At 73.6% G+C, this 23,622-nt stretch carries 17 protein-coding genes; 14 read left to right on the forward strand and 3 right to left on the reverse strand.

The features are described from left to right. Positions 1-605 precede the first annotated feature (605 nt). The 10 genes from ADK86_RS00385 to ADK86_RS00430 all read left to right on the forward strand — a co-directional run bounded on the left by ADK86_RS00385 (position 606) and on the right by ADK86_RS00430 (position 12,521). Positions 606-2,459 carry an FAD/NAD(P)-binding protein gene (locus tag ADK86_RS00385; RefSeq protein WP_053694683.1) on the forward strand — a complete coding sequence of 618 codons (1,854 nt, stop codon included), beginning with the start codon at positions 606-608 and terminating at the stop codon, positions 2,457-2,459. 22 nt (positions 2,460-2,481) lie between these two features. Further along, on the forward strand, positions 2,482-3,522 hold the full coding sequence (locus ADK86_RS00390; protein WP_053694684.1) for an LLM class flavin-dependent oxidoreductase: 1,041 nt from the start codon (positions 2,482-2,484) through the stop codon (positions 3,520-3,522). After that, positions 3,519-4,865 carry an NtaA/DmoA family FMN-dependent monooxygenase gene (locus tag ADK86_RS00395; RefSeq protein ID WP_053694685.1) on the forward strand — a complete coding sequence of 449 codons (1,347 nt, stop codon included), beginning with the start codon at positions 3,519-3,521 and terminating at the stop codon, positions 4,863-4,865. The genes ADK86_RS00390 and ADK86_RS00395 overlap by 4 nt, the downstream gene beginning before the upstream one ends. A gap of 4 nt (positions 4,866-4,869) precedes the next feature. After that, positions 4,870-5,676 (forward strand): DUF1684 domain-containing protein, encoded by an 807-nt coding sequence (locus ADK86_RS00400; RefSeq protein ID WP_053694686.1) that lies wholly within the window; start codon positions 4,870-4,872, stop codon positions 5,674-5,676. 253 nt (positions 5,677-5,929) lie between these two features. Next, positions 5,930-6,838, forward strand: coding sequence for a S1 family peptidase (locus ADK86_RS00405; protein WP_053694687.1), 909 nt, complete (start codon positions 5,930-5,932; stop codon positions 6,836-6,838). Between the two features lie 187 nt (positions 6,839-7,025). Then, the gene (locus tag ADK86_RS00410) at positions 7,026-7,946 is read left to right on the forward strand and encodes a slipin family protein (RefSeq protein WP_053694761.1); all 921 of its coding nucleotides are present in this window, start codon (positions 7,026-7,028) and stop codon (positions 7,944-7,946) included. Between the two features lie 446 nt (positions 7,947-8,392). Further along, complete coding sequence (locus tag ADK86_RS00415; protein ID WP_053694688.1) at positions 8,393-9,457, forward strand: S1 family peptidase; 1,065 nt, start codon at positions 8,393-8,395, stop codon at positions 9,455-9,457. Positions 9,458-10,271: 814 nt separating this feature from the next. Next, positions 10,272-11,105, forward strand: coding sequence for a GNAT family N-acetyltransferase (locus ADK86_RS00420; RefSeq protein ID WP_053694689.1), 834 nt, complete (start codon positions 10,272-10,274; stop codon positions 11,103-11,105). Further along, the gene (locus ADK86_RS00425; RefSeq protein ID WP_199834321.1) at positions 11,102-11,908 is read left to right on the forward strand and encodes a lysophospholipid acyltransferase family protein; all 807 of its coding nucleotides are present in this window, start codon (positions 11,102-11,104) and stop codon (positions 11,906-11,908) included. Before ADK86_RS00420 ends, ADK86_RS00425 begins: the two co-directional genes overlap by 4 nt. Further along, positions 11,901-12,521 carry a DedA family protein gene (locus ADK86_RS00430; protein WP_053694690.1) on the forward strand — a complete coding sequence of 207 codons (621 nt, stop codon included), beginning with the start codon at positions 11,901-11,903 and terminating at the stop codon, positions 12,519-12,521. The genes ADK86_RS00425 and ADK86_RS00430 overlap by 8 nt, the downstream gene beginning before the upstream one ends. 128 nt (positions 12,522-12,649) lie before the next feature. Here ADK86_RS00430 and ADK86_RS00435 read toward each other — a convergent pair whose 3' ends face one another. Further along, entirely contained in the window at positions 12,650-13,075 is a 426-nt protein-coding gene (locus tag ADK86_RS00435) for a subtilase-type protease inhibitor (RefSeq protein ID WP_030590960.1), read from the reverse strand. A gap of 439 nt (positions 13,076-13,514) precedes the next feature. Here ADK86_RS00435 and ADK86_RS00440 point away from each other — a divergent pair, with 439 nt between their 5' ends. Next, the gene (locus ADK86_RS00440) at positions 13,515-14,840 is read left to right on the forward strand and encodes a DUF2254 family protein (RefSeq protein ID WP_053694691.1); all 1,326 of its coding nucleotides are present in this window, start codon (positions 13,515-13,517) and stop codon (positions 14,838-14,840) included. 114 nt (positions 14,841-14,954) lie between these two features. Then, positions 14,955-16,889 (forward strand): molecular chaperone HtpG, encoded by a 1,935-nt coding sequence (gene htpG, locus ADK86_RS00445; protein WP_053694692.1) that lies wholly within the window; start codon positions 14,955-14,957, stop codon positions 16,887-16,889. A 122-nt stretch (positions 16,890-17,011) separates the two neighbouring features. Here htpG and ADK86_RS00450 read toward each other — a convergent pair whose 3' ends face one another. Further along, a complete protein-coding gene (locus ADK86_RS00450; RefSeq protein ID WP_053694693.1) occupies positions 17,012-17,695 on the reverse strand; it encodes a TetR family transcriptional regulator in 684 nt (227 codons plus the stop codon). 128 nt (positions 17,696-17,823) lie between these two features. Between ADK86_RS00450 and ADK86_RS00455 the strand changes: the two genes are divergently transcribed. Continuing rightward, positions 17,824-18,588 (forward strand): SDR family NAD(P)-dependent oxidoreductase, encoded by a 765-nt coding sequence (locus tag ADK86_RS00455; RefSeq protein WP_053694694.1) that lies wholly within the window; start codon positions 17,824-17,826, stop codon positions 18,586-18,588. Positions 18,589-18,612: 24 nt separating this feature from the next. Here ADK86_RS00455 and ADK86_RS00460 read toward each other — a convergent pair whose 3' ends face one another. Beyond that, positions 18,613-19,692 carry an ABC transporter permease gene (locus tag ADK86_RS00460; protein ID WP_053694695.1) on the reverse strand — a complete coding sequence of 360 codons (1,080 nt, stop codon included), beginning with the start codon at positions 19,690-19,692 and terminating at the stop codon, positions 18,613-18,615. Between the two features lie 219 nt (positions 19,693-19,911). On the opposite strand from ADK86_RS00460, the gene ADK86_RS00465 reads away from it, so the two are divergent. Beyond that, positions 19,912-23,622 carry a DNA polymerase III subunit alpha gene (locus tag ADK86_RS00465; RefSeq protein WP_053694696.1) on the forward strand — a complete coding sequence of 1,237 codons (3,711 nt, stop codon included), beginning with the start codon at positions 19,912-19,914 and terminating at the stop codon, positions 23,620-23,622.

Consider the following 23,622-nt stretch of genomic DNA (forward strand, 5'->3'; position numbering starts at 1 on the left):
GTGTTGACCGGCGTACCGGGGCGGGGTGCGGCCCGAGGTGATTTATCGACAATCCAGGGTTCCGGGTCGTGACGACCCGAGGGTGCTGCGGCGGTGCCGAGGTGCTGCGAGGGGAGGGTGCGCCGACGGGCGCGGGTGTGTGAAGGCGCGGCGGACGGAAGGCGGCGCGCCGCGGGCCCGGCCGGGACGGCGGCGGGCCGGGCAGGGTGTCAGCTCAACAGGAGGACGACCACACACGACCGAAGTCGATGTGGTCGCGCGTGACCAGCCGCTGCCGTGAGTCCATGCGGCCAAGTGGAACAGGCATCCGGTTTCCCGTCAACCGCCATGAGACGCGCTGCCCACGATCCGGACAGCCTTGACAGGCGGGGCAGTTGGCCGCATAGCCTCAAGGACCGGCTGCGCTGAGGGGTGCGGCCCGTGACCGGCCCCGGCCGGTGTGTGAAGGCGCTCGACTCCCCGAGTGGGATCACCGCATCCACGGAGCCTTCACGCATGCCTGCGAACCACCGCGCGGTGGACGCCCCGCCGTCCCCGCGCCCCCTGCACCGTCACCCGCTTCCCCCGGCCGCCCCCGCGCGGCGCCGTACCCGGCCCGGTGTCCGGTGAGACCCGCCGTCGTGCTCGTCGGCGCGGGCCCGCGCGGCACCGGCCTGGTCGAACGCCTCGCCGCCAACGCCCCCGAGCTGTACGGCGCCGAAGCGCTCGACCTGCACCTGGTCGACCCCCACCCGCCCGGCGGCGGACGCGTCTGGCGCCGCGACCAGTCCCCGCTGCTGTGGATGAACTCCATGGCCGAGGACGTCACGATGTTCACCGACACGTCGGTCGAGCAGGAGGGGCCGGTGCGGACCGGGCCCTCGCTCGCCGAATGGGCCGCCCGGGTACGTACGGGGGAGATCCCCGCAGAGCCGGAACTGCGCCCGAACATCGCCGGGTTAGGGCCGCAGGACTTCGCCGGGCGGCAGGTGCAGAGCGCCTACCTGGAGTGGGTGTACGAGCAGGCGGTGGCCGCGCTGCCGCCCGGCGTCACCGTCCACGTGCACCGCCGCCGCGCGGTACGCGTCACGGGCCCGCGCGACGGACGGCAGCAGGTGTGGCTGGAGGAAAGCCCCACACCGCTCGTCGCCGACCTCGTCGTCCTCGCCCTCGGACACCTCGACGCCCAGCCCCCGCCGGAACAGCGCGCGCTGGCCGCCTTCGCCGCGCGCCACCAACTGACGTACCTTCCGGCCGACTTCACGGCCGACACGGACCTGACCGGGCTCGCCCCCGGCGAGCCGGTGATCGTGCGCGGCTTCGGGCTGGCCTTCGTCGACCTGATGGTGCTGCTCACCGAGGGGCGCGGCGGCTCGTACGTACGGGGTTCCGACGGTGAGCCGGTGTACCGGCCGTCCGGCAGGGAACCGGTGCTGTACGCCGGTTCGCGGCGCGGCGTCCCGTACCACGCCAAGCTCGGCTACACCTGGCAGGGCGAACGGCCGCCGCTGCCCCGCTTCTTCGGCCCCGCGCAGGTCGACGCGCTGCTCGCCCGCCCCGGCGGCTTCGACTTCCGGCGCGACGCCTGGCCGCTCATCGACAAGGAACTGGGCTTCGCCCACTACCACCGCCTCTTCACCGCCCACCCGGAGCGCGTACGCGCCGACTGGACCGCGTTCGAGGAGAAGTACGCCGCCGCCGAACCGCTCGGCGCGGAACAGCGGGAGCTGGTCGCCGCCGCCGTACCCGACCCGGCGGACCGCCTCGACCTGGCCGCCCTGGACCGGCCCCTCGACGGCGTCCGCTACCGGGACGCGGACGCCCTCCAGGAGGGCCTGCGCTCCTACATCGAGGCCGACCTCGCCCGCCGTCACGACCCCGCGCACAGCCCCGACCTGGCGGTCTTCCTCGCCCTGCTGTCGGTGTACGGCCAGCTCACCCGCGTCGGGGACCACGGCCCCTGGTGGCACGGCTTCTTCAGCTACCTGGCCTCCGGGCCGCCGGGGCCGCGGCTGCGGCAGCTGCTGGCGCTGTCCCGGGCCGGTGTGGTGCGCTTCCTCGGCGCCGGACTCACCGTCACCGCCGACCCGGAGCGCGGTGTGTTCCGGGCCCGCGGCAGCAGTGCGCCGGGCGTGCTCGCCGAGGCCCGCGCGCTGGTGGAGGCACGGCTTCCGGAACCCACCGTGGCGGACACGAAGGACGCCCTGCTGCGCGGCCTGTACGACGACGGCGCCGCCTCCACCGGCACCGGCCTGCTCGCCGTCGATCCCCGTGACGGCCGGGTGCTGGACCGCGCCGGGCGGCCGCACCCGCGCCGCTTCGCGCTCGGCCCGTACACCGACGCCCGCGCTTCCGGCGCGTTCGCCCGGCCCGGTACGAACGCGCCCGCCTTCCGGCAGAACGACGCCACCGCCCGCGCCCTGCTCCGGTTCCTGACCGGCCGCGCCGCACGGCACCCGGCACCACCCCACCGTCTCTGAGCAGCGACGAAAGGCCCCTGACATGTCCGTATCCCCGTGCGCCCTGCGCCCCCTCCACCTCGCCTTCGCGCTCGACGGCCCAATCCGCAGGGCCCGCCGCGGCCGGGAGGCGTACGACCCGGAGCACTACGTCCGGCTGGCCCGGCTCGCCGAACGCGGCACCCTGGACTTCGTCACGCTCGGCGACTCCTTCGCCCGGCCCGGGCCCGACGCGCTCGCCGTACTGGCCCGGGTCGCGCCCCGGACCGGACGCATCGGCCTGGTGCCGGCCGTCACCACCACCCACACCGAGCCGTTCCACGTCTCGACCGCGGTGAACACCCTGGACTGGGTCAGCCGCGGCCGGGCGGGCTGGACGGTGGAGGTGTCCCGGTCCCGCGCCGAGGCCCGGCTCTTCGGCCGCCGGGACGCCGCGCCCGCCGACGCGCTGTGGCGGGAGGCCGGCGAGGCCGCCGAGGTGAGCGCCCGGCTGTGGGACAGCTGGGAGGACGACGCGGAGATCCGCGACGCGGCCACCGGCCGGTTCGTCGACCGCGGCCGGCTCCACCACGTGGACTTCCGCGGCACGACCTTCTCCGTGCGCGGCCCCTCCATCACGCCCCGGCCGCCCCAGGGCCACCCGGTGATCGTGGTCGACGCGACCACACGGGCCGCCCGGGAGGTGGCCGCCGCGCACGCGGACGTGGCCCTCGTACGGGCCGAGGACCCGGCCACGGCCGGTGACGCCCGGGCCGGCCTGCGCGCACGCGCCCGCGCCCTGGGCCGGGACCCGGACCGGCTGCGGGTGCTGGCGTCGCTGCCCGTCGAGCTGTACTGCTCGGGCGACGCCGTCGGGCTCGCCGACCTGATCGGCGACTGGCACGCGGACGGCGCGTGCGACGGCTTCCACCTGCGGCCCGCCGACCCGCAGCGGGACCTCGCCCGGCTCGTCGACGGCACCGTCCCGGTCCTCCAGCACCGCTGCCTGCTCCGCCGCTTCTACCCGGGCGCGACCCTGCGCGAGCACCTCGGCCTGCCGCGCCCGGCCAACCGCTACGCCGCCGCCCGGAAGGTCCCGTCATGACCACGACCACCGCACCGTCCCGCACCCCGTCCGCCCCGCCGGGCCCCCGGCGCATGCATCTGGCCGCCCACTTCCCCGGCGTCAACAACACCACGGTCTGGACCGGCGACCCCGTCGGCTCCCAGATCGACTTCGCCTCCTTCGAGCACCTGGCGCACACCGCCGAGCGCGGCCGCTTCGACTTCTTCTTCCTCGCGGAGGGGCTGCGGCTGCGCGAGCACAAGGGGCGGATCCACGACCTCGACGTCATGGGCCGTCCGGAGGCGATCACCGTGCTGAGCGCGCTGGCGGCGGTCACCGACCGGCTGGGCCTGGCCGCCACCGTCAGCGCCACCTTCAACGAGCCGTACGAACTCGCCCGGCGGCTGTCCACCCTGGACCACCTCAGCGGGGGCCGCGCCGCCTGGAACGTGGTCACCACCTCGGATGCGTTCACCGGCGAGAACTTCCGCCGCGGCGGCTTCCTCGACCGCGCCGACCGCTATGTACGGGCCGCCGAGTTCGTCGCCACGGCCCGCGCGCTCTGGGACTCCTGGCCGGCGGACGGCACCGCGCGGCCGGTCGCGCACCAGGGCCCGCATTTCACCGTCCGGGGCGAGTTCACGCTGCCGCGCAGCCCGCAGGGCCACCCCGTCATCATCCAGGCCGGTGACTCCGCCGAGGGCCGCGACTTCGCCGCCGCCACCGCCGACGTGATCTTCAGTCGGCACAGCACCCTGGCGGCGGGCCAGGAGTTCTACGCCGACGTGAAGGGGCGGCTGCCCGCGCACGGCCGCGACGCCGACTCCCTCAAGATCATGCCGGGCGTCACCTTCGTCCTCGGCGACACCGCGGCCGACGCCCAGGAACGCGCCGCCACGATCCGCCGCCAACAGGTCTCGCCGCAGAACGCGCTGGTCGCCCTGGAACAGGTCTGGGGCGTGGACCTGTCCGCGTACGACCCGGACGGGCCGCTGCCGGACTTCGACCCGGTCCCGGACCCGGAGCTGGCCCAGGGCCGTGTCCGGATCGGCGACCCCAAGGCGGTCGCCGACCGCTGGCGGGCGCTGTCCGAGGCCAAGGGCCTGTCGATCCGGGAGACCGTGATCGAGACGACCGGGCGGCAGTCCTTCGTCGGCACGCCCGCGGCCGTCGCCGAGGAGATGGCCGCCTTCGTGGCCGCCCGCGCCGCCGACGGCTTCATCCTCATACCGCACCTGACCCCCGGCGGCCTCGACGACTTCGTGGACCGGGTGGTGCCGCTGCTCCAGGAGCGCGGTGTCCTCCGTACGGAATACGAGGGCGCCACGCTGCGCTCTCATCTGGGGCTGCCGGAACCGGCACGTCCCGCAGGAAAGGGCTGATGCCATGAGCACCACCACCAGCAGCACCGGCATGCAGGCGGAGCAGGACTGGAGGGCCTGGCACGACGAGCGTGTCGCCGAGGTCTCCCGGCCGTACGGTCCGCTCGCGCTGACGGGCACGCACTGGCTCGCCGATGCCCCGGACGGCCGACTGGACGGCGTACCGGGCCACTGGAGCGCGGACGGCGCGGCGGTGGTCCTGCGCGCGACCGCCGTCGACGGGCTCACCGTCGACGGGTCCCCGCTCGACGGCACCGTACGGCTCGACGCCGACGGCAGCCCCGCGACGGCCCGGGCCGCACACGACGGCCGACGGCTGCCGGTGCTGCACCGGGAGGGGGAGTGGGCCGTCCGCGTCTTCGACCCCGGCTCCGAGGCCCGGCGGGCCTTCGGCGGCATCGACGTCTTCCCGTACGACGCGGGCTGGGTGCGGCCCGGGCTCTTCCGGCCGTACCGCACGGGGCGCACGGTCGAGGTGCCCAACGCCGACGGGCAGCGGCGCGGCCTCGGCCTCGGCGGCGAACTGGCCTTCACGCTGGACGGCGACGAGCACACGCTCCAGGTCGCCGTCGAGGCGGACGGCTCGCTGTGGGCCGTCCTCGCCGACGCCACCAGCGGCACGGACAGCTACCGCTTCCGCTTCCTGCGGACCCCGGCCCCGGCGGCGGACGGCACCGTACCGGTGGACCTGAACCGCACCCTGCTGCCGCCCTGCGCCTTCGCCGACCACTTCATCTGCCCGTTCCCGCCGCCCGGCAACACACTGCCCTTCGCGTTGCGCGCCGGCGAGCGGAACCGCATCCCTGGCTGAGCCGTCACAGCACCGACCGAGGGGGTCAACTTCCGCCCCGGCAGCGCCTGTTGCTGCCGGGGCGGGCGTGTGTACGGCCGTCGGGCGGGCGTCCGAAAGCCCCCCTTGCGCCCACGGGCCCGGCCCCCGAAACTCCCGAGCAGCGCTGTCCGGGGCATGCGCGAACGGGACGTGCGGAGTCCCGCGTGCCCGCCGGGCGGTGCCGTACGGACCTGCCCACAGGCGGGTCCTTCCGATCCCCTCGGAGGTAGCAGTGAGACACGAGCGCACTACCCCCCGAAGCGGCGCGGCCAGACGCGGCCGGCTGATCGCCGTGGCGTCCGGGCTGGTCGCGATCGGCGCCATGACCCTGCCCACCGCCCACGCGGGCGAGCCCGCGCCGCCCGCCACGTTCAGCGCCTCCCAGCTCGCCGCTGTCAGCGACGCCGTACGCTCCGCGGACGTCGCGGGCACCGCCTGGGTCGTGGACCCGAAGACCCACCAGGTCGTCGTCCAGGCCGACAGCCGGGTGACCGACGCCCAGCTCGACCGGATCAAGCAGCGCGCGGGCGCGGGCGCCGGCGCGCTGAAGGTGGAGCGCGTCCCCGGTGTCATGCGCAAACTGATCTCCGGCGGCGACGCCGTCTACGCGACCAGCTGGCGCTGCTCCCTCGGCTTCAACGTCAAGAAGGGCAGCACGTACTACTTCCTGACGGCCGGGCACTGCACCGAAGGCAACCCGCCCTGGTACACCAACTCCTCGCACAGCAAGAGCATCGGCCCGACCGCCGGTTCCAGCTTCCCGGGCAACGACTACGGCCTGGTCCGCTACAGCAACAGCAGCGTCTCGCACGAGGGAACGGTCGGTGGCCAGGACATCACCAAGGCCGGCAACGCCACCGTCGGCCAGACGGTCACCCGCCGCGGCTCGACCACCGGCACCCACAGCGGCAAGGTCACCGGTCTGAACGCCACCGTCAACTACGGCAACGGCGACATCGTGTACGGCATGATCAAGACCACCGTCTGCGCCGAGCCCGGCGACAGCGGCGGCCCGCTCTACGCCGGCAGCACGGCGCTCGGCCTGACCTCCGGCGGCAGCGGCAACTGCTCCTCCGGCGGCACCACCTACTTCCAGCCCGTCACCGAAGCGATCAGCGCGTACGGCGTCAGCATCTACTGACCCGCCCCCACGCAGCCGGCAGCGTTGTGGGCCCCCGGCCGCACCCGCGGCCGGGGGCCCTTCGCCGGTGCGCGGCGCGGCGTACGGCCGACACGGACCCTCGACCGTTCCACGGACCGGTCATACCGTGGTGAGGGCGCACGATCCGGACGCGGTGCGCGGGCAGATCGGACGGCAGGGGGCCGTGATGGTCGAGGAACTCGTGATAGCCGGGATCTCGCTGGCCTCGGCGGGCGCGGTGTACGTGATGGCGGCCGCACGGGTGGTCAAGCAGTACGAACGGGGCGTCGTGCTGCGGCTGGGGAAGCTGACCTCGCCCGCGCGCGGGCCCGGGTTCACCATGATCATTCCGGGCGTCGACCGGATGCGCAAGGTCAACATGCAGATCGTCACCATGCCGGTGCCCGCCCAGGAGGGCATCACCCACGACAATGTGACGGTCCGGGTGGACGCGGTGGTCTACTTCAAGGTCGTGGACGCCGCCGACGCGGTGGTCAAGGTCGAGGACTACCGCTTCGCGGTCTCCCAGGTCGCCCAGACCTCGCTGCGCTCCATCATCGGCAAGAGCGACCTGGACGACCTGCTCTCCAACCGCGAGAAGCTCAACCAGGGGCTCGAAGTGATGATCGACAGCCCGGCGCTGGGCTGGGGCGTGCAGATCGACCGGGTCGAGATCAAGGACGTGTCGCTGCCGGAGACCATGAAGCGGTCGATGGCGCGCCAGGCGGAGGCCACCCGCGACCGGCGGGCCCGCGTCATCAACGCCGACGCCGAACTCCAGGCGTCCAAGAAGCTGGCCGAGGCCGCGCAGGCGATGTCCGACCAGCCGGCCGCCCTGCAACTGCGCCTGCTCCAGACCGTCGTCGCGGTCGCCGCCGAGAAGAACTCCACGCTCGTCCTGCCGTTCCCGGTCGAGCTGCTGCGCTTCCTGGAGCGCTCCGGCCTCCAGGCGCAGGCGCAGACGGAGGCGTACGAGAAGCGGGAGTCCGCCGCCGTGCCGGCCGCCGCCCGGCCGGAAGACGTGCGGGACGCCCGGCCGGAAGCCGCGCCGCACACCGAAGCGGCGGCCGGCCTGGAGCAGTTGCCGGAGGCGGAGCAGCTGCCCTGATACGGGAGCGGCGGCCCCCGGGGAGGCGGAAAACCGTCCTGGTGTGCGAAGGAAGTCCCCTGAAGGGCTGAATCTTCTGTACGTTCTGCCGCCGCCGGTGAGCGAAGTCCGGCCTGGGGCATCGATTTTTGGACAGGTGCAGACCTCGCCGGAGGCCGGTTCCGGCCACTCCAAAGTGTTCGTTTGGTGTCCGCACAGGGAAACGACGTGCGCGGATATCGGAACGCGTGGCGAACGGCCGGTGGAACGTGTTCCGTTCTCCAGACCGGATCTCGGTCTTGTGCGCGAGCCGCGTTAATCGGAATACTCGACACCGCGCATTGGCATGGACGCGACTTCCTGCGGCAGGCTGCGCAGGCGACTCCCGTTCCGTGTCTGTTCCTCACGTCCTCCGGGCACGCGGCCCCCCACACACCGCGGCCCATCCCCCCACGGGAGGCTTTGAGTTGAAGCACCGACGGATTACTCAGCGGCGCGCGGTCCTGGCCGGCGCGGGAGCCCTGGCTCTCGCGACCACCGCCACCCTCTCCCTGGCCAGCGCCAACGCGGCGGACGGCCCGGCCGTGAAGCAGCTGACGCCCGCCGCGGCCACCGCGCTCGCATCCCAGCTCAGCGGTCACGCAGCCGGTTCGTACTACGACGCACGGGCCAAGAAGCTGGTGGTCAACGTCGTCGACCGGAAGGCGGCCGACGCCGTACGGGCCAAGGGCGCCGAGGCCAGAATGGTCCGGCACAGCCTCGCCCAGCTCGACGCGGCCCGCGCGACGCTCAAGCAGCGGGCCACCATCCCCGGCACCGCCTGGGCCATGGACCCGCGGGCCAACAAGGTCGTCGTCACCGCCGACCGCACGGTCTCGGGCGCCAAGTTCGACAAACTGAACAAGGTCGTCAAGAGCCTCGGCAGCAAGGCCGAGCTGCGCCGCACCGCGGCGAAGTTCACCCCGTTCATCGCCGGCGGCGACGCGATCTGGGGGAGCAGCTCGCGCTGCTCGCTCGGCTTCAACGTCACCAAGGGCGGCCAGCCGTACTTCCTGACGGCCGGCCACTGCGGCAACGCCGTCAAGTCCTGGTCCGACAAGCAGGGCGGCCAGGAGATCGCCGGCACCGAGGACTCCAAGTTCCCGGGCAGCGACTACGCCATTGCCAAGTACACCGCGGACATCGCCCACCCGAGCGAGGTGAACACCTACGGCGGCAGCCCGCAGAAGATCACCAAGGCGGCCGAGGCCACCGTCGGCCAGAAGGTCAAGCGCAGCGGCAGCACCACCCAGGTGCACGACGGCACGGTCAAGGCGCTCAACGCCAGCGTCAACTACCAGGAAGGCACGGTCGAAGGGCTGATCCAGACCGATGTCTGCGCCGAGCCCGGCGACAGCGGAGGCGCGCTGTACGACGGCGACTCGGCGCTGGGGCTGACCTCGGGCGGCAGCGGCAACTGCTCCTCGGGCGGCGAGACCTACTTCCAGCCGGTCCCGGCGGCCCTGAAGGCGGTCGGCGCGCAGATCGGCTAGGCCGCCCGCCGGCCGAGGCCGACGTGGCAGGCACCGCCATTTTGTAACGGAACGGTCCCCGGACGCAATTGCTGCCGGGGGCCGTTTCTGTTTTCCGGACGCGGTCGGCAAAAGAATAGGAAAGAAGTCTGTGTAAATACCGGCGGCTTGGTGCCGGCGGTCCGGTTCCACCGGCCGGGACGGAGTGCGGGACGGGTGGCGGGTGTCGCGTCAGCCCGTCGGCGGCCTCCGGGGAATCGTTTTCACGATACCGGTACAGGCCGTTGAAATGTTGACGGGAATGTGATCCGACCCGCCCTTTCCAAGGAGGTGTGAGGCACCTCTCAGGGATGCCGTCTTTCGGGGAAACAGCTGGCAAATGTCCGGTATGATCCCGATTTCGCGGTGCGGGTCGTGACGACTTCAGGAAGTCGGGAGCCCGTTGCCGAATTGCCGTACCGGCTTTTCCCGTTCGGCGGCCGGAACGGATTTGCCAAGCCCGTTGCGGCTGGCTCTAATGATGCATCAGCCCCGTGGCCGAAAAGAATCCGGCAGGTACCGGTGAGCCGAGCGCCGTGCTGTTCCGGCGGGCGGCGCGAGGGCGTCCGCGCTGCCGTCCCGTGGAGGGGGCGGGGCGGCAGCGCGGGCCGCGGGCCCGGGCGGACGACGGGACTTCGCGGAAGCGCCCGCGGGCCGGCCCCGCGGAGTTCATCCGATGGACCGCGGGGGCCCGACGAAAGCAAGGGGTCGCGAATGACTTTCGGGGAATGTGCGGGCGGGGCGGGATTCCTAGCGTCGTAGGCGACCGGTTCCCGTACGAGGACAGGACCCCGCCATGCTGCCGACCGCTTCACCCGCCCCGGCGCCGACCACCGCCCGGCCTCCCGCCGTCACCACCCCCGCGGACGGCCGCCCCGCCTACGTCACCACCCTCGCCGAAACGCCCGCCGAGGTCCGGGCCGCGCAGCGGCTGCGGTACGCGGTCTTCGCCGAGGAGTTGGGCGCCGCGCTCCGTACGCCCCTGCCGGGACACGACATGGACGACTTCGACGACCTGGCGGACCACCTCATCGTCACCGAGACGGCCACCGGCGACGTGGTCGGCACCTACCGCCTGCTCCCGCCCGGACGCACCGAACGCTCCTACTCCGCGACCGAGTTCGACCTGCGCGCCCTGCACGGCCTGCGGGCGAAGACGGTCGAGGCGGGCCGCTCGTGCGTCCACCCCGGCCACCGCTCCGGTGCGGTCGTCAACCAGATGTGGGCGGCGCTCGCGCGCTACGTCACACTGTCCGGGCACCGCTACCTGGCGGGCTGCGCCTCCGTACCGCTCGACGACGGCGGTCGCGCCGCCGCCGACGCCTGGCTGCTCGGCTCCACCCGGCACGCGTCGCCGCCGGACCTGCGCGTCCACCCGCGGCGGCCGTGGATACCCGGACCGCCCGACGAGCAGGCGCCACGGGCCGGTGCGCCGGACGCGGAGCGCGTGGGCGGTCCGAGCTACGCGCGGCTGCCCCCGCTGCTGCGCGGCTACCTCCGCATCGGCGCCTGGATGTGCGGGGCCCCGGCCCACGACCCGGAGTTCGGCGTCGCGGACTTCTTCGTCCTCCTGGACATGGAGCGGCTGAACGACCGCTACCGCCGCTTCTTTCTCGGGGAGTCCCGGTGAACGCCTGGGCCGCGACCTCGTCCTGCACCCCGCGCTGCGCCCGGCACACCGCCCCGCGGGTGTCCGCACCGCGCCTCGCCTGCCGTTATGCCGCGCTGGTCGGGTCGCTGGCCGCGGGAGCCGCCGCGGGGGAGCGGCTCGCCGACCGGCGGACCATGCGGCTCCGGGCCGCGGCGGTGCTGCGGGCCCTGGGGATACGCGTGACGTTGACCGTGCCGGGGGCGGCCGCGCTCAGCGCGCCGCGTCCGCCGGGCGGCCCGGGGACACTGATCGTCGCCGACCACATCTCCTGGCTGGACGTGCTGACGCTGCTGGCCGTGGAGCCGGTGACGGTGCTGGCCAAGCGGGAGGTCGGCCGGTGGCCGCTGCTGGGGCCGCTCGCCAGGAAGGCGGGCACCCGGTTCATCGACCGGGAGGGCCTGCGCGCCCTGCCGCACGTGGTGGCGGAACTGGCGGGGCTGCTGCGCGAAGGGCGTTCCGTGCTGGTCTTCCCGCAGGGCACCACCTGGTGTTCGGCGGCGGCCGGCCGGTTCCGGCGGGCGACCTTCCAGGCGGCGGTCGACGCGGGCGCTCCCGTACGGCCGGTGACGGTCACCTACGCCCAGCACGGCATACCGAGCACGGTCGCGGCCTTCCTCGGCGACGAGGGCTTCGGCCGTTCGCTGCACCGGGTGGCCGCGGCCGGCGGGCTCACCGTACGAGTGACCGTCCACCCGCCGCTGGAGCCCGCCGTGGACCGGCGCGCCCTGGCCGAGCGGGCCCAGCGGGTGATCCGCGCGGGGGAGCCGCCCGCCCATGGGTGAGGTGCTGAACCAGGCGGTGGAGCTGCTGCGGGCGCAGCTGGACTCGCCGTGGCTGTGGGCCATCGTGTTCGGGGTGGCCGGACTGGACGCGCTGCTGCCGTTCATGCCGAGCGAGACCACCGTGGTGATGGTGGCGGTGCTGCTCGGCGCCGACCTGCCGCGGCTCGCGGCGCTCGCCGCGGTGGCGGCGGCGGGCGCGCTGTGCGGAGACTGTCTGAGCCATGCGGTCGGGCGGTGGGGCGGCCCGCGGCTGACCGCGCGGCTGCTGCGCGGGGAGCGCGGCCGAAGACGCTACGCCTGGGCGTGCGCGGCGGTCGAACGGCACGGCACCTCCCTGGTGGTGACGGCGCGGTTCCTGCCCGGCGGTCGGGTGGCGGCGGGCCTGTCCACGGGCGCCCTGCGCTTCCCGGTACGGCGGTTCGTCCTGCTGGATGCGGCCGGCGCGAGCCTGTGGGCGGTGTCGAGCACGGCGATCGGCGCGGTGGGCGGGGCCCGTTTCGCCGAAGAGCCGGTCAAGGGGCTGCTGCTGGCGTTCGCGCTAGCCCTCGGGCTGGTCGCGGCGGTGGAGGGGGCCCGCAGGGTCCGGGCCGCGCGGACCGCCTCGGCGCGCTGACGGCCCGTCGGGAGGCCGGGCGGGAACGGGACCGGCCCCCGGACATCCGCTGTGGATGCCCGGGGGCCGGTGGCGCGGTACGGCCGCGAGGCCGTGACGGCCGGACCGCTCAGGGGATCACCGCCCGGTCAGAACTCGAAGACCAGGCCCTTGCCGGCCTCCATCGCACAGGGGTTGGCGAAGGTGTGCTCGTACGCGACGCGGCGGCCCTGCCAGACGCCGTTCGCCGTCACCACGACGGGGTTGTACTCCTTGGTGCACATACGGTCCGAGGCGGCCTTGGTGATCTTGTCGAAGTCGCCGTTCGCGGTCCGGAGTTCGGCACAGGCGGCGCGCGCCATGGGGTGCGAGCCGCTGCCGGCCGAGCTACAGCTCAGCGACACCGCACGCTGGATGGAGGCCGTCGCGGCGGTGTCCCCGTACCCGACGGTGAGCACCAACTCGGAGGGCGCGTACAGGCTCTTCGGCGTCGCGGGCTGGGCCTGGGCCGTGGTGGCCAGACCGCCGAGTGCGAGCGCCGCGCCGAGCGCGATCCCTCCAGTGATGTACCGCATTTTCGAACTCTCCTTCGGTTGTCGTCTCGAATGCCGGACATCGAGGAGTCTGGCCGAGGCGCATCAGGAAAGCACATCGATCGGTGACTTCCAGTCGTTGGTTGAAAACTCAGCGTGGTGGCGTGAAGTCGAGTGGTGGGCGTTTCGGTACGCGATGTGTGCTATGCCGTGCGGTCAGCGGGAACATGTGGGGCGCCGGGTTCCGGACGGGCCGGGCGTGCGACGAAAAGCAGCCAACTCCTGTGGTTCGAGGGGGTGCAGGGGGCTCGTGCGGGTTCGCCGCTAATGGCCGAAGAGCGGCTGCCGAGGGGGGTGTTGGGAGGGGTTGGGCGGCTGTCGGTGGCGACGGCATGCCGTGTCCCGGCGTGCGAACGGCGTGCCGTATGCCCCATTAGGGTAACTTTGCGGCACTTGTTCGCGGCGCGAGGAGAGAACCGTCATGGGCGGATGGCGCTGGTACCGCACGCGCCGCAGACTGCGCACCCACCGGGTGTGGAAGCTGCCGGTCGCCCTGCTGCTCGTCGGCCTCTTCCTGTCCTGGCTGCTGCCGGCGGCCGACCGCGAGTTCACCCATCTCCAGCGGGACGTGGGCGAGCAGTTCTTCCCGCATCTGGACTCCGGGTCGATGTCCACCCTGCTCGGCGCCGTCGCGGGCGGCATGATCACCCTGACCGGCCTGGTCTTCACCGCGCTCACGCTCGCCATGCAGTTCGGCGCGGCCCAGCTGTCCGTCCGCGTGGTGCCGATCCTCCAGCAGGAAGCCGTCATGCGCTGGGCCATGGGCACCTTCATGGCGACCTTCGTCTACACCCTGATGGTGTCGGTGCGGCTGGCGGTCCGTGAGGAGGACTACCGGCCCGTCCTGTCGATGCTGTTCGCCATCGGGCTCTCGGTCGTCTGCGCGGTGCTGTTCTTCGCGCTGGTGGCGCGGGTGAGCGGCGTACTGAACTCCGGTGCACTGCTGCGCACGCTGGCCGCCGAGGGGCGGCGGGCGGTGTTCCGTACCCACCCGTCCGGCCCGCCCGCGACCGGCGGCCCCTCCCCGGAGGGCGGCGTGCAAGCGGACGGCGAACCCGAGGTGGTGCGGCTGGGCGCGCCGCCGCGGAGCGGTCAGGTGCTGCTGGCCTTCGACGCGCGGCGGCTGGAGCGGCTGGCCCGGAGGTGGGGCGTGCGCGTCGAACTCGTCCCCGTGGTGGGGGACTTCGTGGCGCTGGAGGCGCCGCTGTTCGCCGTGTACGGGCCCGGCGGCCGGGCCCGCCGCCGGGCACTGCTGCGCTGCCTGCTGTTCGGCGAGACGCAGAGCGTGTCCGGCGACCCGGCCGGAGCGTTGCGCGCCCTGGTGGACATCGCCCTCAAAGCACTGTCCCCGGCCGTCAACGACCCCGGCCGGGCCGTACAGGTACTGGACCACGTCGAAGACCTGCTGGTGCTGCTCGCCCCGCGGACGGCCCCCGCGCCCGCCGCCAGGACGGCGGCCTTCACCCACCGCACCCGCTCCTGGGCCGACTACGTGTGCATCGGCACGGACGAGATCCGCCACTTCGGCGCCGCCTCGGTGCAGGTCCAGCGGCGGCTGCGCGCCCTGTACGCCACGGTGGTGCCGCTCTGCGGGCCACAACGGGCCGGGCCGGTCGACGCGCGGCTGGCGACGATGGACGCGGAAGCCCTCCGGCAGTGGCCCCAGGAACTGGACCGCCGCCTCGCCGGCCGCCCGGACCCGCAGGGCCTGGGAACGGAGAGCGGCAGCGAACCGCCCGCGCCCTGACCGCGGCGGACGTCCGGCCCACGGCTGCCGGGAAGCGCGTACCCGGCCCGACCGGCTGATCTAAAGTTCTCCGGTAGGCCCGTCACCTGGTGACACGAGAAGGAAACCACGAATATGCCGACCGAGACGTTCGAGTTCCAGGTAGAAGCACGCCAGCTCCTGCAGATGATGATCCACTCGATCTACTCGAACAAGGACGTTTTCCTGCGCGAGCTGATCTCCAACGCCTCCGACGCGCTGGACAAACTGCGGCTCGAAGCGCTGCGCGACGACACCCTCGACGCCGACGTGTCCGACCTGCACATCGACATCGAGACCGATGCCGAGGCGCGTACCCTCACCGTCCGCGACAACGGCATCGGCATGTCGCACGACGAGGTGGTCCAGCTCATCGGGACCATCGCCAACTCCGGGACCGCCAAGTTCCTCCAGGAGCTGAAGCAGGCCAAGGACGAGGCCACCGCGGAAGGGCTCATCGGGCAGTTCGGCGTCGGCTTCTACGCGGCGTTCATGGTCGCGGACAAGGTCACACTGGTGACCCGGCGCGCGGGCCGGAGCGAGGGCACGCGCTGGTCGTCCACCGGCGAGGGCACGTACACCGTCGAGCCGGTCGAGGACGCGCCGCAGGGCACGGCCGTCACGCTGCACCTCAAGCCGGTGGACCAGGAGGACCAGCTCTTCGACTACACCTCCCGCTGGAAGATCCGGGAGATCGTCAAGCGGTACTCCGACTTCATCACCTGGCCGGTCCGGATGGCCGCCGAGGCCCCGGCCGGGCAGAAGGAGAAGGAGGAGGGGGACGGCGAGGAGGCGAAGGCCACGCCCGAGCCCGAGACGCTCAACTCGATGAAGGCGCTGTGGGCGCGCTCCCGGGACGAGGTGAGCGACGAGGAGTACCACGAGCTGTACAAGCACATCAGCCACGACTGGACCGACCCGCTCGAAACCCTGCGCATGCAGGCGGAGGGCACGTTCGAGTACCAGGCGCTGCTGTTCCTGCCCTCCCGCGCGCCCCAGGACCTGTTCGCGCGGGACCACAAGCGCGGTGTGCAGCTCTATGTGAAGCGCGTTTTCATCATGGACCACTGTGAAGCGCTGCTGCCCGAGTACCTGCGCTTCGTCAAGGGTGTCGTCGACGCCCAGGACCTGTCGCTGAACGTCTCCCGCGAGATCCTCCAGCAGGACCGGCAGATCCAGCTCATGCACCGCCGGCTGGTGAAGAAGGTGCTGTCCACGGTCAAGGAGATGATGACGCAGCGCCCGGAGAACTACGCCACGTTCTGGCGGGAGTTCGGCCGCGTCGTCAAGGAGGGCCTGCTCAGCGACCACGAGAACCGCGACGCCATCCTGCGCATCGCCTCTTTCGCCACCACCCACGACGAGGAGAAGCCGGCCACCCTCCAGCAGTACGTCGAGCGCATGAAGGAGGGCCAGGAGCACATCTACTTCATGACCGGCGAGTCCCGCACCGCCATCGAGAACTCGCCGCACATGGAAGCCTTCCGGGACAAGGGCTACGAGGTGCTGCTGCTGACCGACCCGGTCGACGAGGTGTGGGTCGAGACCGTCCCCGAGTTCGAGGGCAAGGAACTGCGGTCGATCGCCAAGGGCGAGGCCGGCCTCGACGAGGAGGAGACCGAGGAGGCCAAGGCCGAGCGGGAGAAGCGGCAGGAGGACTTCGCGGGGCTGCTGTCCTGGATGACGGAGCGGCTCGGCGAGCAGGTCAAGGAGGTACGGCTGTCCTCCCGCCTGACCGTCTCGCCGGCCTGCATCGTCTCGGACACCGACGATGTGACCCCGGCGCTGCGCAACATGTACCGCGCCATGGGCCAGGAACTGCCCGAGGCCAAGCGCATCCTGGAGCTCAACCCCGGCCACCCGCTGGTCGAGGGGCTGCGCAAGGCCCAGGCCGAGCGCCCGGACGACGCGGACCTCGCCGGGACGGCCGAGCTGCTGCACGGCATGGCGCTGCTCGCCGAGGGCGGCGAACTGAGCGACCCGGCCCGCTTCACCAAGCTGATGGCGGAGCGCCTGGAGCGCGCGCTGTAAGCGCTTGGGCGAGGCTCGCTCCGTAAGCAAGCGCTTCGGCGAGGCCCGCCCCGTACGACTGCCGCCGGGTCCTCCGTGGGCCCGGCGGTGTCATATCCGCGTCTTGTCCGGTGCCGCCGACGTCATGCCCGGCGCCGGTCCAGCTCCGGCAGTCCGGCCGTCAGCGCGCGCATCCCGCGCGCCACCAGCTCGGCGGGGTCCGCCGCCCGTGCGTCCGCCCCGTCGTCCGCCGAGGCCCAGGTCTCCACCGCGACCCGCATCGCCGTGTTGGCGGCCGCCGCCGCGAGCCGTACCTCCAGCGGGCCGCCGTCCGTCACTTCGGCGAGGACGGGGACCAGCGCCTCCTCGGAGTCGTGGTGCACGCGGTGCCAGACCGAGCGCAGCGCCGGGTCGTCCCGCATCACCCGCAGCAGCCCGCGCGTCCAGCGCAGCGCCTCGGCGGCCCGCTCGTCGGACGGCGTCAGCGCCTGCCGCGCCGCCCGCTCCAGCACCTCCCGTACGGACCGCCCGTCGGCCTCCCCGGCCAGCCGGCGCAGTTCCGCGAGCCACTGCCGTACCCCGACGGCGAGCAGCGGCGCGACCGCGTCCTCCTTGGTGCGGAAGTAGCGGTAGAAGGTCCGCAGGGCGACGCCGGCGGCGCGGGCGATGTCGTCGGCGGTGACGGCGGAGCCGCGCTCGGCGAACAGCGCCGCCGCGGCGCGCGCGATCTCCAGCTCGGTCGCCGCCTTGCGCCGCTCGGTCAGGGAGGGGGCGGCGGACGGCGGGGGCGCGGTGGCCGGTGCGGTGGGGCGCGGTGCGGTGGGCATGGGGCGAGCTTACGACGCCCGTACGGCGAGGTGGCACAGCGCGCGGAGGTGGCACAACGTGCCACCAAGGCGTACGGTGCCGGTGTCGTCCGCGGCGGACGCGGACACCGAGAGCGGGAGAGAGCCACATGGAGCGCTTCGACGGACGCCGCGTCCTGATCACCGGGGCCGGGTCGGGCATCGGGCAGGCCACCGTGCACCGGGTGCTGGCCGAGGGCGGCCGGGTGGTGGCCGCCGACATCAGCGAGACGGGGCTGAAGGCCACCGCCGGGCGGGCCGCGGCGGACGGCCACGCCGACCGGCTGAGCACCGCGGTGCTGGACATCGCGGACGAGGCCGCGGTGCGCGCGGGCGTCGCCGCCGCCGTCGAGGAGCTGGGCGGGCTGGACGTCCTGGTCAACGCGGCGGGCATCCTGCGCGCCTCGCACACCCACGAGACCACCCTGGACGCCTTCGAGCGGATCATCGCGGTCAACCTGACCGGCACCTTCCTGATGATCCGCGAGGCGCTGCCCGCGCTGCTGGAGGGCCGGGCGCCGGTGGTGGTCAACTTCAGCTCCACCTCCGCCGCGTTCGCGCACCCCTACATGGCGGCGTACGCGGCCAGCAAGGGCGGCATCCAGTCCATGACGCACGCCATCGCGAGCGAGTACGCCAAGCAGGGGCTGCGCGCGGTGTGTGTGGCGCCGGGGTCGGTGCGGTCCGGCATGACCGCGGACCCGGGCCTGCCCGCGGACGCCGACATGAGCCTGTTCGGGAAGCTGCTGCCGGCCATCGGCGAGGGCTTCGCGCCCCCGGAGACGGTCGCGGGCGTCATCGCGATGCTCGCCTCCGAGGACGGCGCGTTCATCACCGGTACGGAGATACGGATCGACGGCGGCACCCACATGTGAGGCAGGGGCGCACGGGCGGCGCCGTCACTGCCGCACCTCGCTGCGGTTGATCATCGTCCGGCCCTTGGTGAGGGCGGCGAAGACCAGCGTCAGGACGGTGCCCGCGACGGCCCAGGCGGACAGCACCAGCAGCGGGCCGGTCACCGCGTTGCCGTGGAAGTACGCGATGGAGCGGGACGCCCAGGTGCCCGCGCCCGGCGGCAGCGCGGGGCCGATCGCCCGCCAGAAGTCCGGCAGCAGGGGGTAGGGGTAGGCGCCGCCCGCGCTGGGGTTGCCGGCGATCACCACCACGAGGATGGTCAGGCCGATGCCGATGATCCCGGCGATGGCCTGGAAGGCGAAGGTGGTGGCGCCCACCGCGAACACGATCAGGGCGCCCAGGCCCCACAGTCCGTAGAGGCTGCCGGGCAGGGCCCCCAGGATGGGGCCGATGACGACGGCCCCGGCCAGGCCGGTGAGGACCGAGTAGACGGCGAGCGCGGCCAGCCGGATGACCGCCCGCTTGAGGTTGGTGGGGCGGGCGCCGAAGCTGATCGCGAGGATCGCGGCGCACAGATAGCCGCCCACGCACCAGCCGACCACCAGGTAGAACGAGGACAGGCCGCGGGTGTCGTCCTTGTCGGCGGGGGCGATGTCCTGAACCTGTACGGTGCGCTTCTGCGCCTTCTCGGCCTGGGTGACCACCTGCTCGACGGCTTGCGAGAGCGAGGCCCCGGAGCCGCTGGCCACCAGCAGTTTGTCGGTGCTGCCGCGCGGGTCGACGATCAGCGCGCCGTCGATGTCCCGCTCCTTGAGCTGCCGCTCCGCGTCCGCCTCGGAGGAGGCCGCGCGCGGGTCGAGGGGGGAGCCCGGCAGCTTGTCGAGCCGTTCGACGAGCTGCCCGCTCATCTGCTGGGGGGCGACGACCGCGAACGCCACGTCCTTGGGCTTGGGGGAGTGGAAGGCGCCCGCGTACGACGCGATGAACAGGGCCGTCAGGGCCAGCACGCCGATCATCAGCAGCGCGGCCCGGGCGGAGACCGCGTCCTTCACCTCCCCGAGGAAGCTGCCGCCGTGGGTGTCCTGGTCCCGGATGCCGCGGGTGCCGTCGTCCGCCGTGGCCATGTGCCACTCCCTCGCCCTGTCGTGCCGAGCAGTTCGTTGTCACCTTTTGCCCCATATCTTCCGTTCCATTGCGGAAATCCGCAGGCCGGGCGGGCTGATCGGGGGCGAAGGGCGGGCGCCGTTCGATTTTCGTACGACTGTTCGAGAAAAGCGTTATGGTGGGAACGCGACGGGGGACGCGGAACAGGTCAGGGGGTGCACGAGCGGTAGGAGGCGCGGATGCCACGGTTCACGCATCTGCACACCGCCTCGGGCTTCTCCCTGCGGTACGGCGCCGCCCACCCCGAACGCCTCGTCGAGCGCGCCGCCGAACGCGGCATGGACGCCCTCGCGCTGACCGACCGGGACGGCCTCGCCGGAGCCGTCCGCTTCGCCAAGGCGGCGGCCGCGGCCGGCGTCCGCCCGCTGTTCGGCACCGAACTGGCGGTGACCCCGCCCGAGGGCGGCCACCCGGCGCCGGGCGCCGCCCCGGGGACGGCCCGGCGGCGCGGCCCGGTGCGCGGCGGCGCGTTCATCGACGAGTCCGCGGCCCGCGCCGTCTTCCTCGCCCGGGACGGCGCGGCCGGCTGGGCCATGCTCTGCCGCCTGGTCACGGCCGCCCACGCCGCCACCCTGCCGGGAGACACCACCCGGCCCGTACTGACCTGGGCCGCCCTCACGGAAGCGGTGCGCGCCGGGGCGCCGGACGCGGTGACCGTCCTGCTCGGCCCGGACTCCGAACCCGGCCGCGCGCTGGCCGCCGGGCGCCCCGACCGCGCCGCCCGGCTCCTCGCCCCCTGGCGCGAACTGTTCGGCGACGCGCTGCGCCTGGAGGTCGTCGACCACGGCCGTACCGGCACCGGCCCCGGCTCGCTGCGCCTCGCCGCCCGTACCCTCGGCTTCGCCGTCGACCACGGCGTCCGGGCCGTGCTGACCAACGCCGTCCGCTACGCCGACCCCGGCCAGGGCCCCGTCGCCGACGTCCTGGACTCCGCCCGCCGCCTGGTCCCGGTGGACCGGCACCGCCCGGAGGCCCGGGACAGCGGCGAGCGATGGCTCAAGGACGCGCACACGATGGCCCGTACGGCCGAGCGGATCGCCGAGGCGGCCGGTCTCGGGCCCGGCACCGCGCGGCGGCTGCTGGAGATGACCGAGGAGACGGCCGCCCGCTGCCGGGTCGACCCGGAGGACGGCCTCGGGCTGGGCACCGTCCACTTCCCCGAACCGCACCTGGTGGGCGCCGCGCGCCGCACCGCCGGACGGGTGCTGCGCTCGCGCTGCGCCGCCGGGATGGTGCTGCGCGGCTACGACCGGCGCCGCACGTACTGGGAGCGGATGGACCACGAGCTGGACATCATCGAGCACCACGGCTTCGCCTCGTACTTCCTGACCGTCGCCCAGGTCGTCCAGGACACCCGGGAGCTGGGCATCCGGGTCACCGCGCGCGGCTCGGGCGCGGGCTCGCTGGTCAACCACCTGCTGGGCATCGCGCACGCCGACCCGGTCGAACAGCACCTGCTGATGGAGCGCTTCTTGTCCAAGCGCCGCGCGGTGCTGCCCGACATCGACATCGACGTGGAGTCCGCGCGCCGTCTGGAGGTCTACCGCGCGATCTTCGACCGGTTCGGCACCGAGCGGGTCGCCACCGTCGCCATGCCCGAGACCTACCGGGTGCGGCACGCCGTACGGGACGTGGGCGCCGCGCTGGGCATGGACCCGGCCGAGGTGGACCGGCTGGCCAAGGCGTTCCCGCACATCCGGGCCCGGGACGCCCGCGCGGCCCTCGCCGAACTGCCCGAGCTGCGCGGTGTGGAGGCGGAGCGGTACGGGCCGATGTGGGACCTGGTCGAGGCGCTGGACGCGCTGCCGCGCGGTATGGCCATGCACCCGTGCGGGGTGCTGCTCTCGGACGCCTCGCTGCTGTCCCGTACGCCCGTCGTGCCGACCCGCGGCGAGATCCCGCACCGGGACGGCGAGGGCGGCTCCCCGCTGCCGATGTCGCAGTTCGACAAGGACGACGTGGAGGAGATGGGGCTGCTCAAGCTGGACGTGCTGGGCGTGCGGATGCAGTCCGCGATGGCGCACGCGACCGCCGAGATCGGGCGGGCCACCGGCCGCACCGTCGATCTCGACGACCCGGCGCAGGTGCCGCCCGGCGATCCCGCCACCTACGGCCTGATCCGCTCCACCGAGACGCTCGGCTGCTTCCAGATCGAGTCGCCGGGCCAGCGCGACCTGGTCGGGCGGCTCCAGCCCGCCACCTTCCACGACCTGGTGGTCGACATCTCGCTGTTCCGCCCCGGGCCGGTCTCGGCCGACATGGTGCGGCCCTTCATCGAGGCCCGGCACGGCCGCCGTCCCGCCCGCTATCCGCACCCGGACCTGGAGGAACCGCTGCGCGAGACCTACGGTGTGGTCGTCTTCCACGAGCAGGTCATCGAGATCCTGCGGATCATGACCGGCTGCGACCGGGGCGAGGCGGACGAGAAGCGGCGCGCCCTGTCGAAGCCGGAGGTCCAGGGGCAGGTGCGGGCCTGGTTCACGGAGCGGGCCGCCCGCCGGGGGTACGCGCCCGAGGTGGTCGAGCGCACCTGGGAGATCGTCGAGGCGTTCGGCTCGTACGGCTTCTGCAAGGCGCACGCGGTGGCCTTCGCGGTGCCGACGTACCAGTCCGCCTGGCTCAAGGCGCACCACCCGGCGGCCTTCTACGCCGGGCTGCTCACCCACGACCCGGGGATGTACCCGAAGCGGCTGCTGCTGGCGGACGCGCGGCGGCGGGGGGTGCCGGTGCTGCCGCTGGATGTGAACCGGTCGGCGGTCGCTCATCGAATCGAACTGGTGTCCGGTGAGGCGGAGGGGGCGGGCCCCGGGTCCGGACCGGCCGTCTGGGGCCTGCGGCTCGCCCTGTCCGATGTGCACGGCATGAGCGAGGCCGAGGCGCGCCGCATCGAGGAGGGGCAGCCGTACTCCTCGCTCCCCGACCTGTGGCGGCGGGCCCGCCCCAGCCGTCCGGTGGCCGAACGCCTCGCCCGCGTCGGCGCGCTGGACGCCTTCGGCGCCAACCGCCGCGACCTGCTGCTGCACCTGGCCGAACTGCACGGACAGCAGCGGGGCGTGGCCGCGGGGCAGCTGCCCCTGGACGCGGGGGACGGCGCCGCCGGGTCCGTCGAGGCGGTCGAGCCGGCCGGGCTGCCCGACCTGAGCGACGTCGAACGGCTCAGCGCCGAGCTGGGCGTCCTCGGCATGGACACCACCCGGCACCTGATGAGCGACCACCGGGAGTTCCTCGCGGAGCTGGGGGCGGTGCCGGCCAAGCGGCTGCGCGAGGTGGAGCACGGGGAGACGGTGCTGGTCGCCGGGGCCAAGGCGGCCACCCAGACGCCGCCGATCCGCTCCGGCCGCCGGGTCATCTTCACCACCCTCGACGACAGTACGGGCCTGGTCGACTGCGCCTTCTTCGACGACAGTCACGAGGCGTGCGCGCACACCGTTTTCCACTCCTGGCTGCTGCTCGTACGCGGCACGGTCCAGCGGCGCGGGCCGCGCAGCTTCAGCGTGGTCGGCGCCGCCGCCTGGAACCTGGCCGAGCTGGCCGAACTGCGGCGCGAAGGCGGCCTGGAGGCGGTCACCGCGCGCCTCGCGGAAGGGGGACCGGCGGTGGACCCGGCCGCGCCGGTGGACGGCGGCACGGTGGACGGCGGCACGGTGCCGCGCCGGGTGCACAGCGAGCCGGGCCGCGCGGGCTCGGCCGCGGCCGAGGCGACCTGGGCGGCGGACCAGGTCCCGGCCGCCGCTGCCGGGGCCGGAACCGGGGCCGGTCCGGCGGCCGGCCGCACCATCCGGCTGGAGACCGGCTACGAGCTGCACCCCTGGGCCGACCTCCGCCCGGCGGGTGAAGGCTCCGCCACCGGAAGGAAGTTGTGGCACGCCAGCCCGGGGAGCGCGGGATGA

This window comes from Streptomyces sp. NRRL F-5755, from assembly GCF_001279365.1.
Lineage (GTDB): Bacteria > Actinomycetota > Actinomycetes > Streptomycetales > Streptomycetaceae > Streptomyces > Streptomyces rimosus.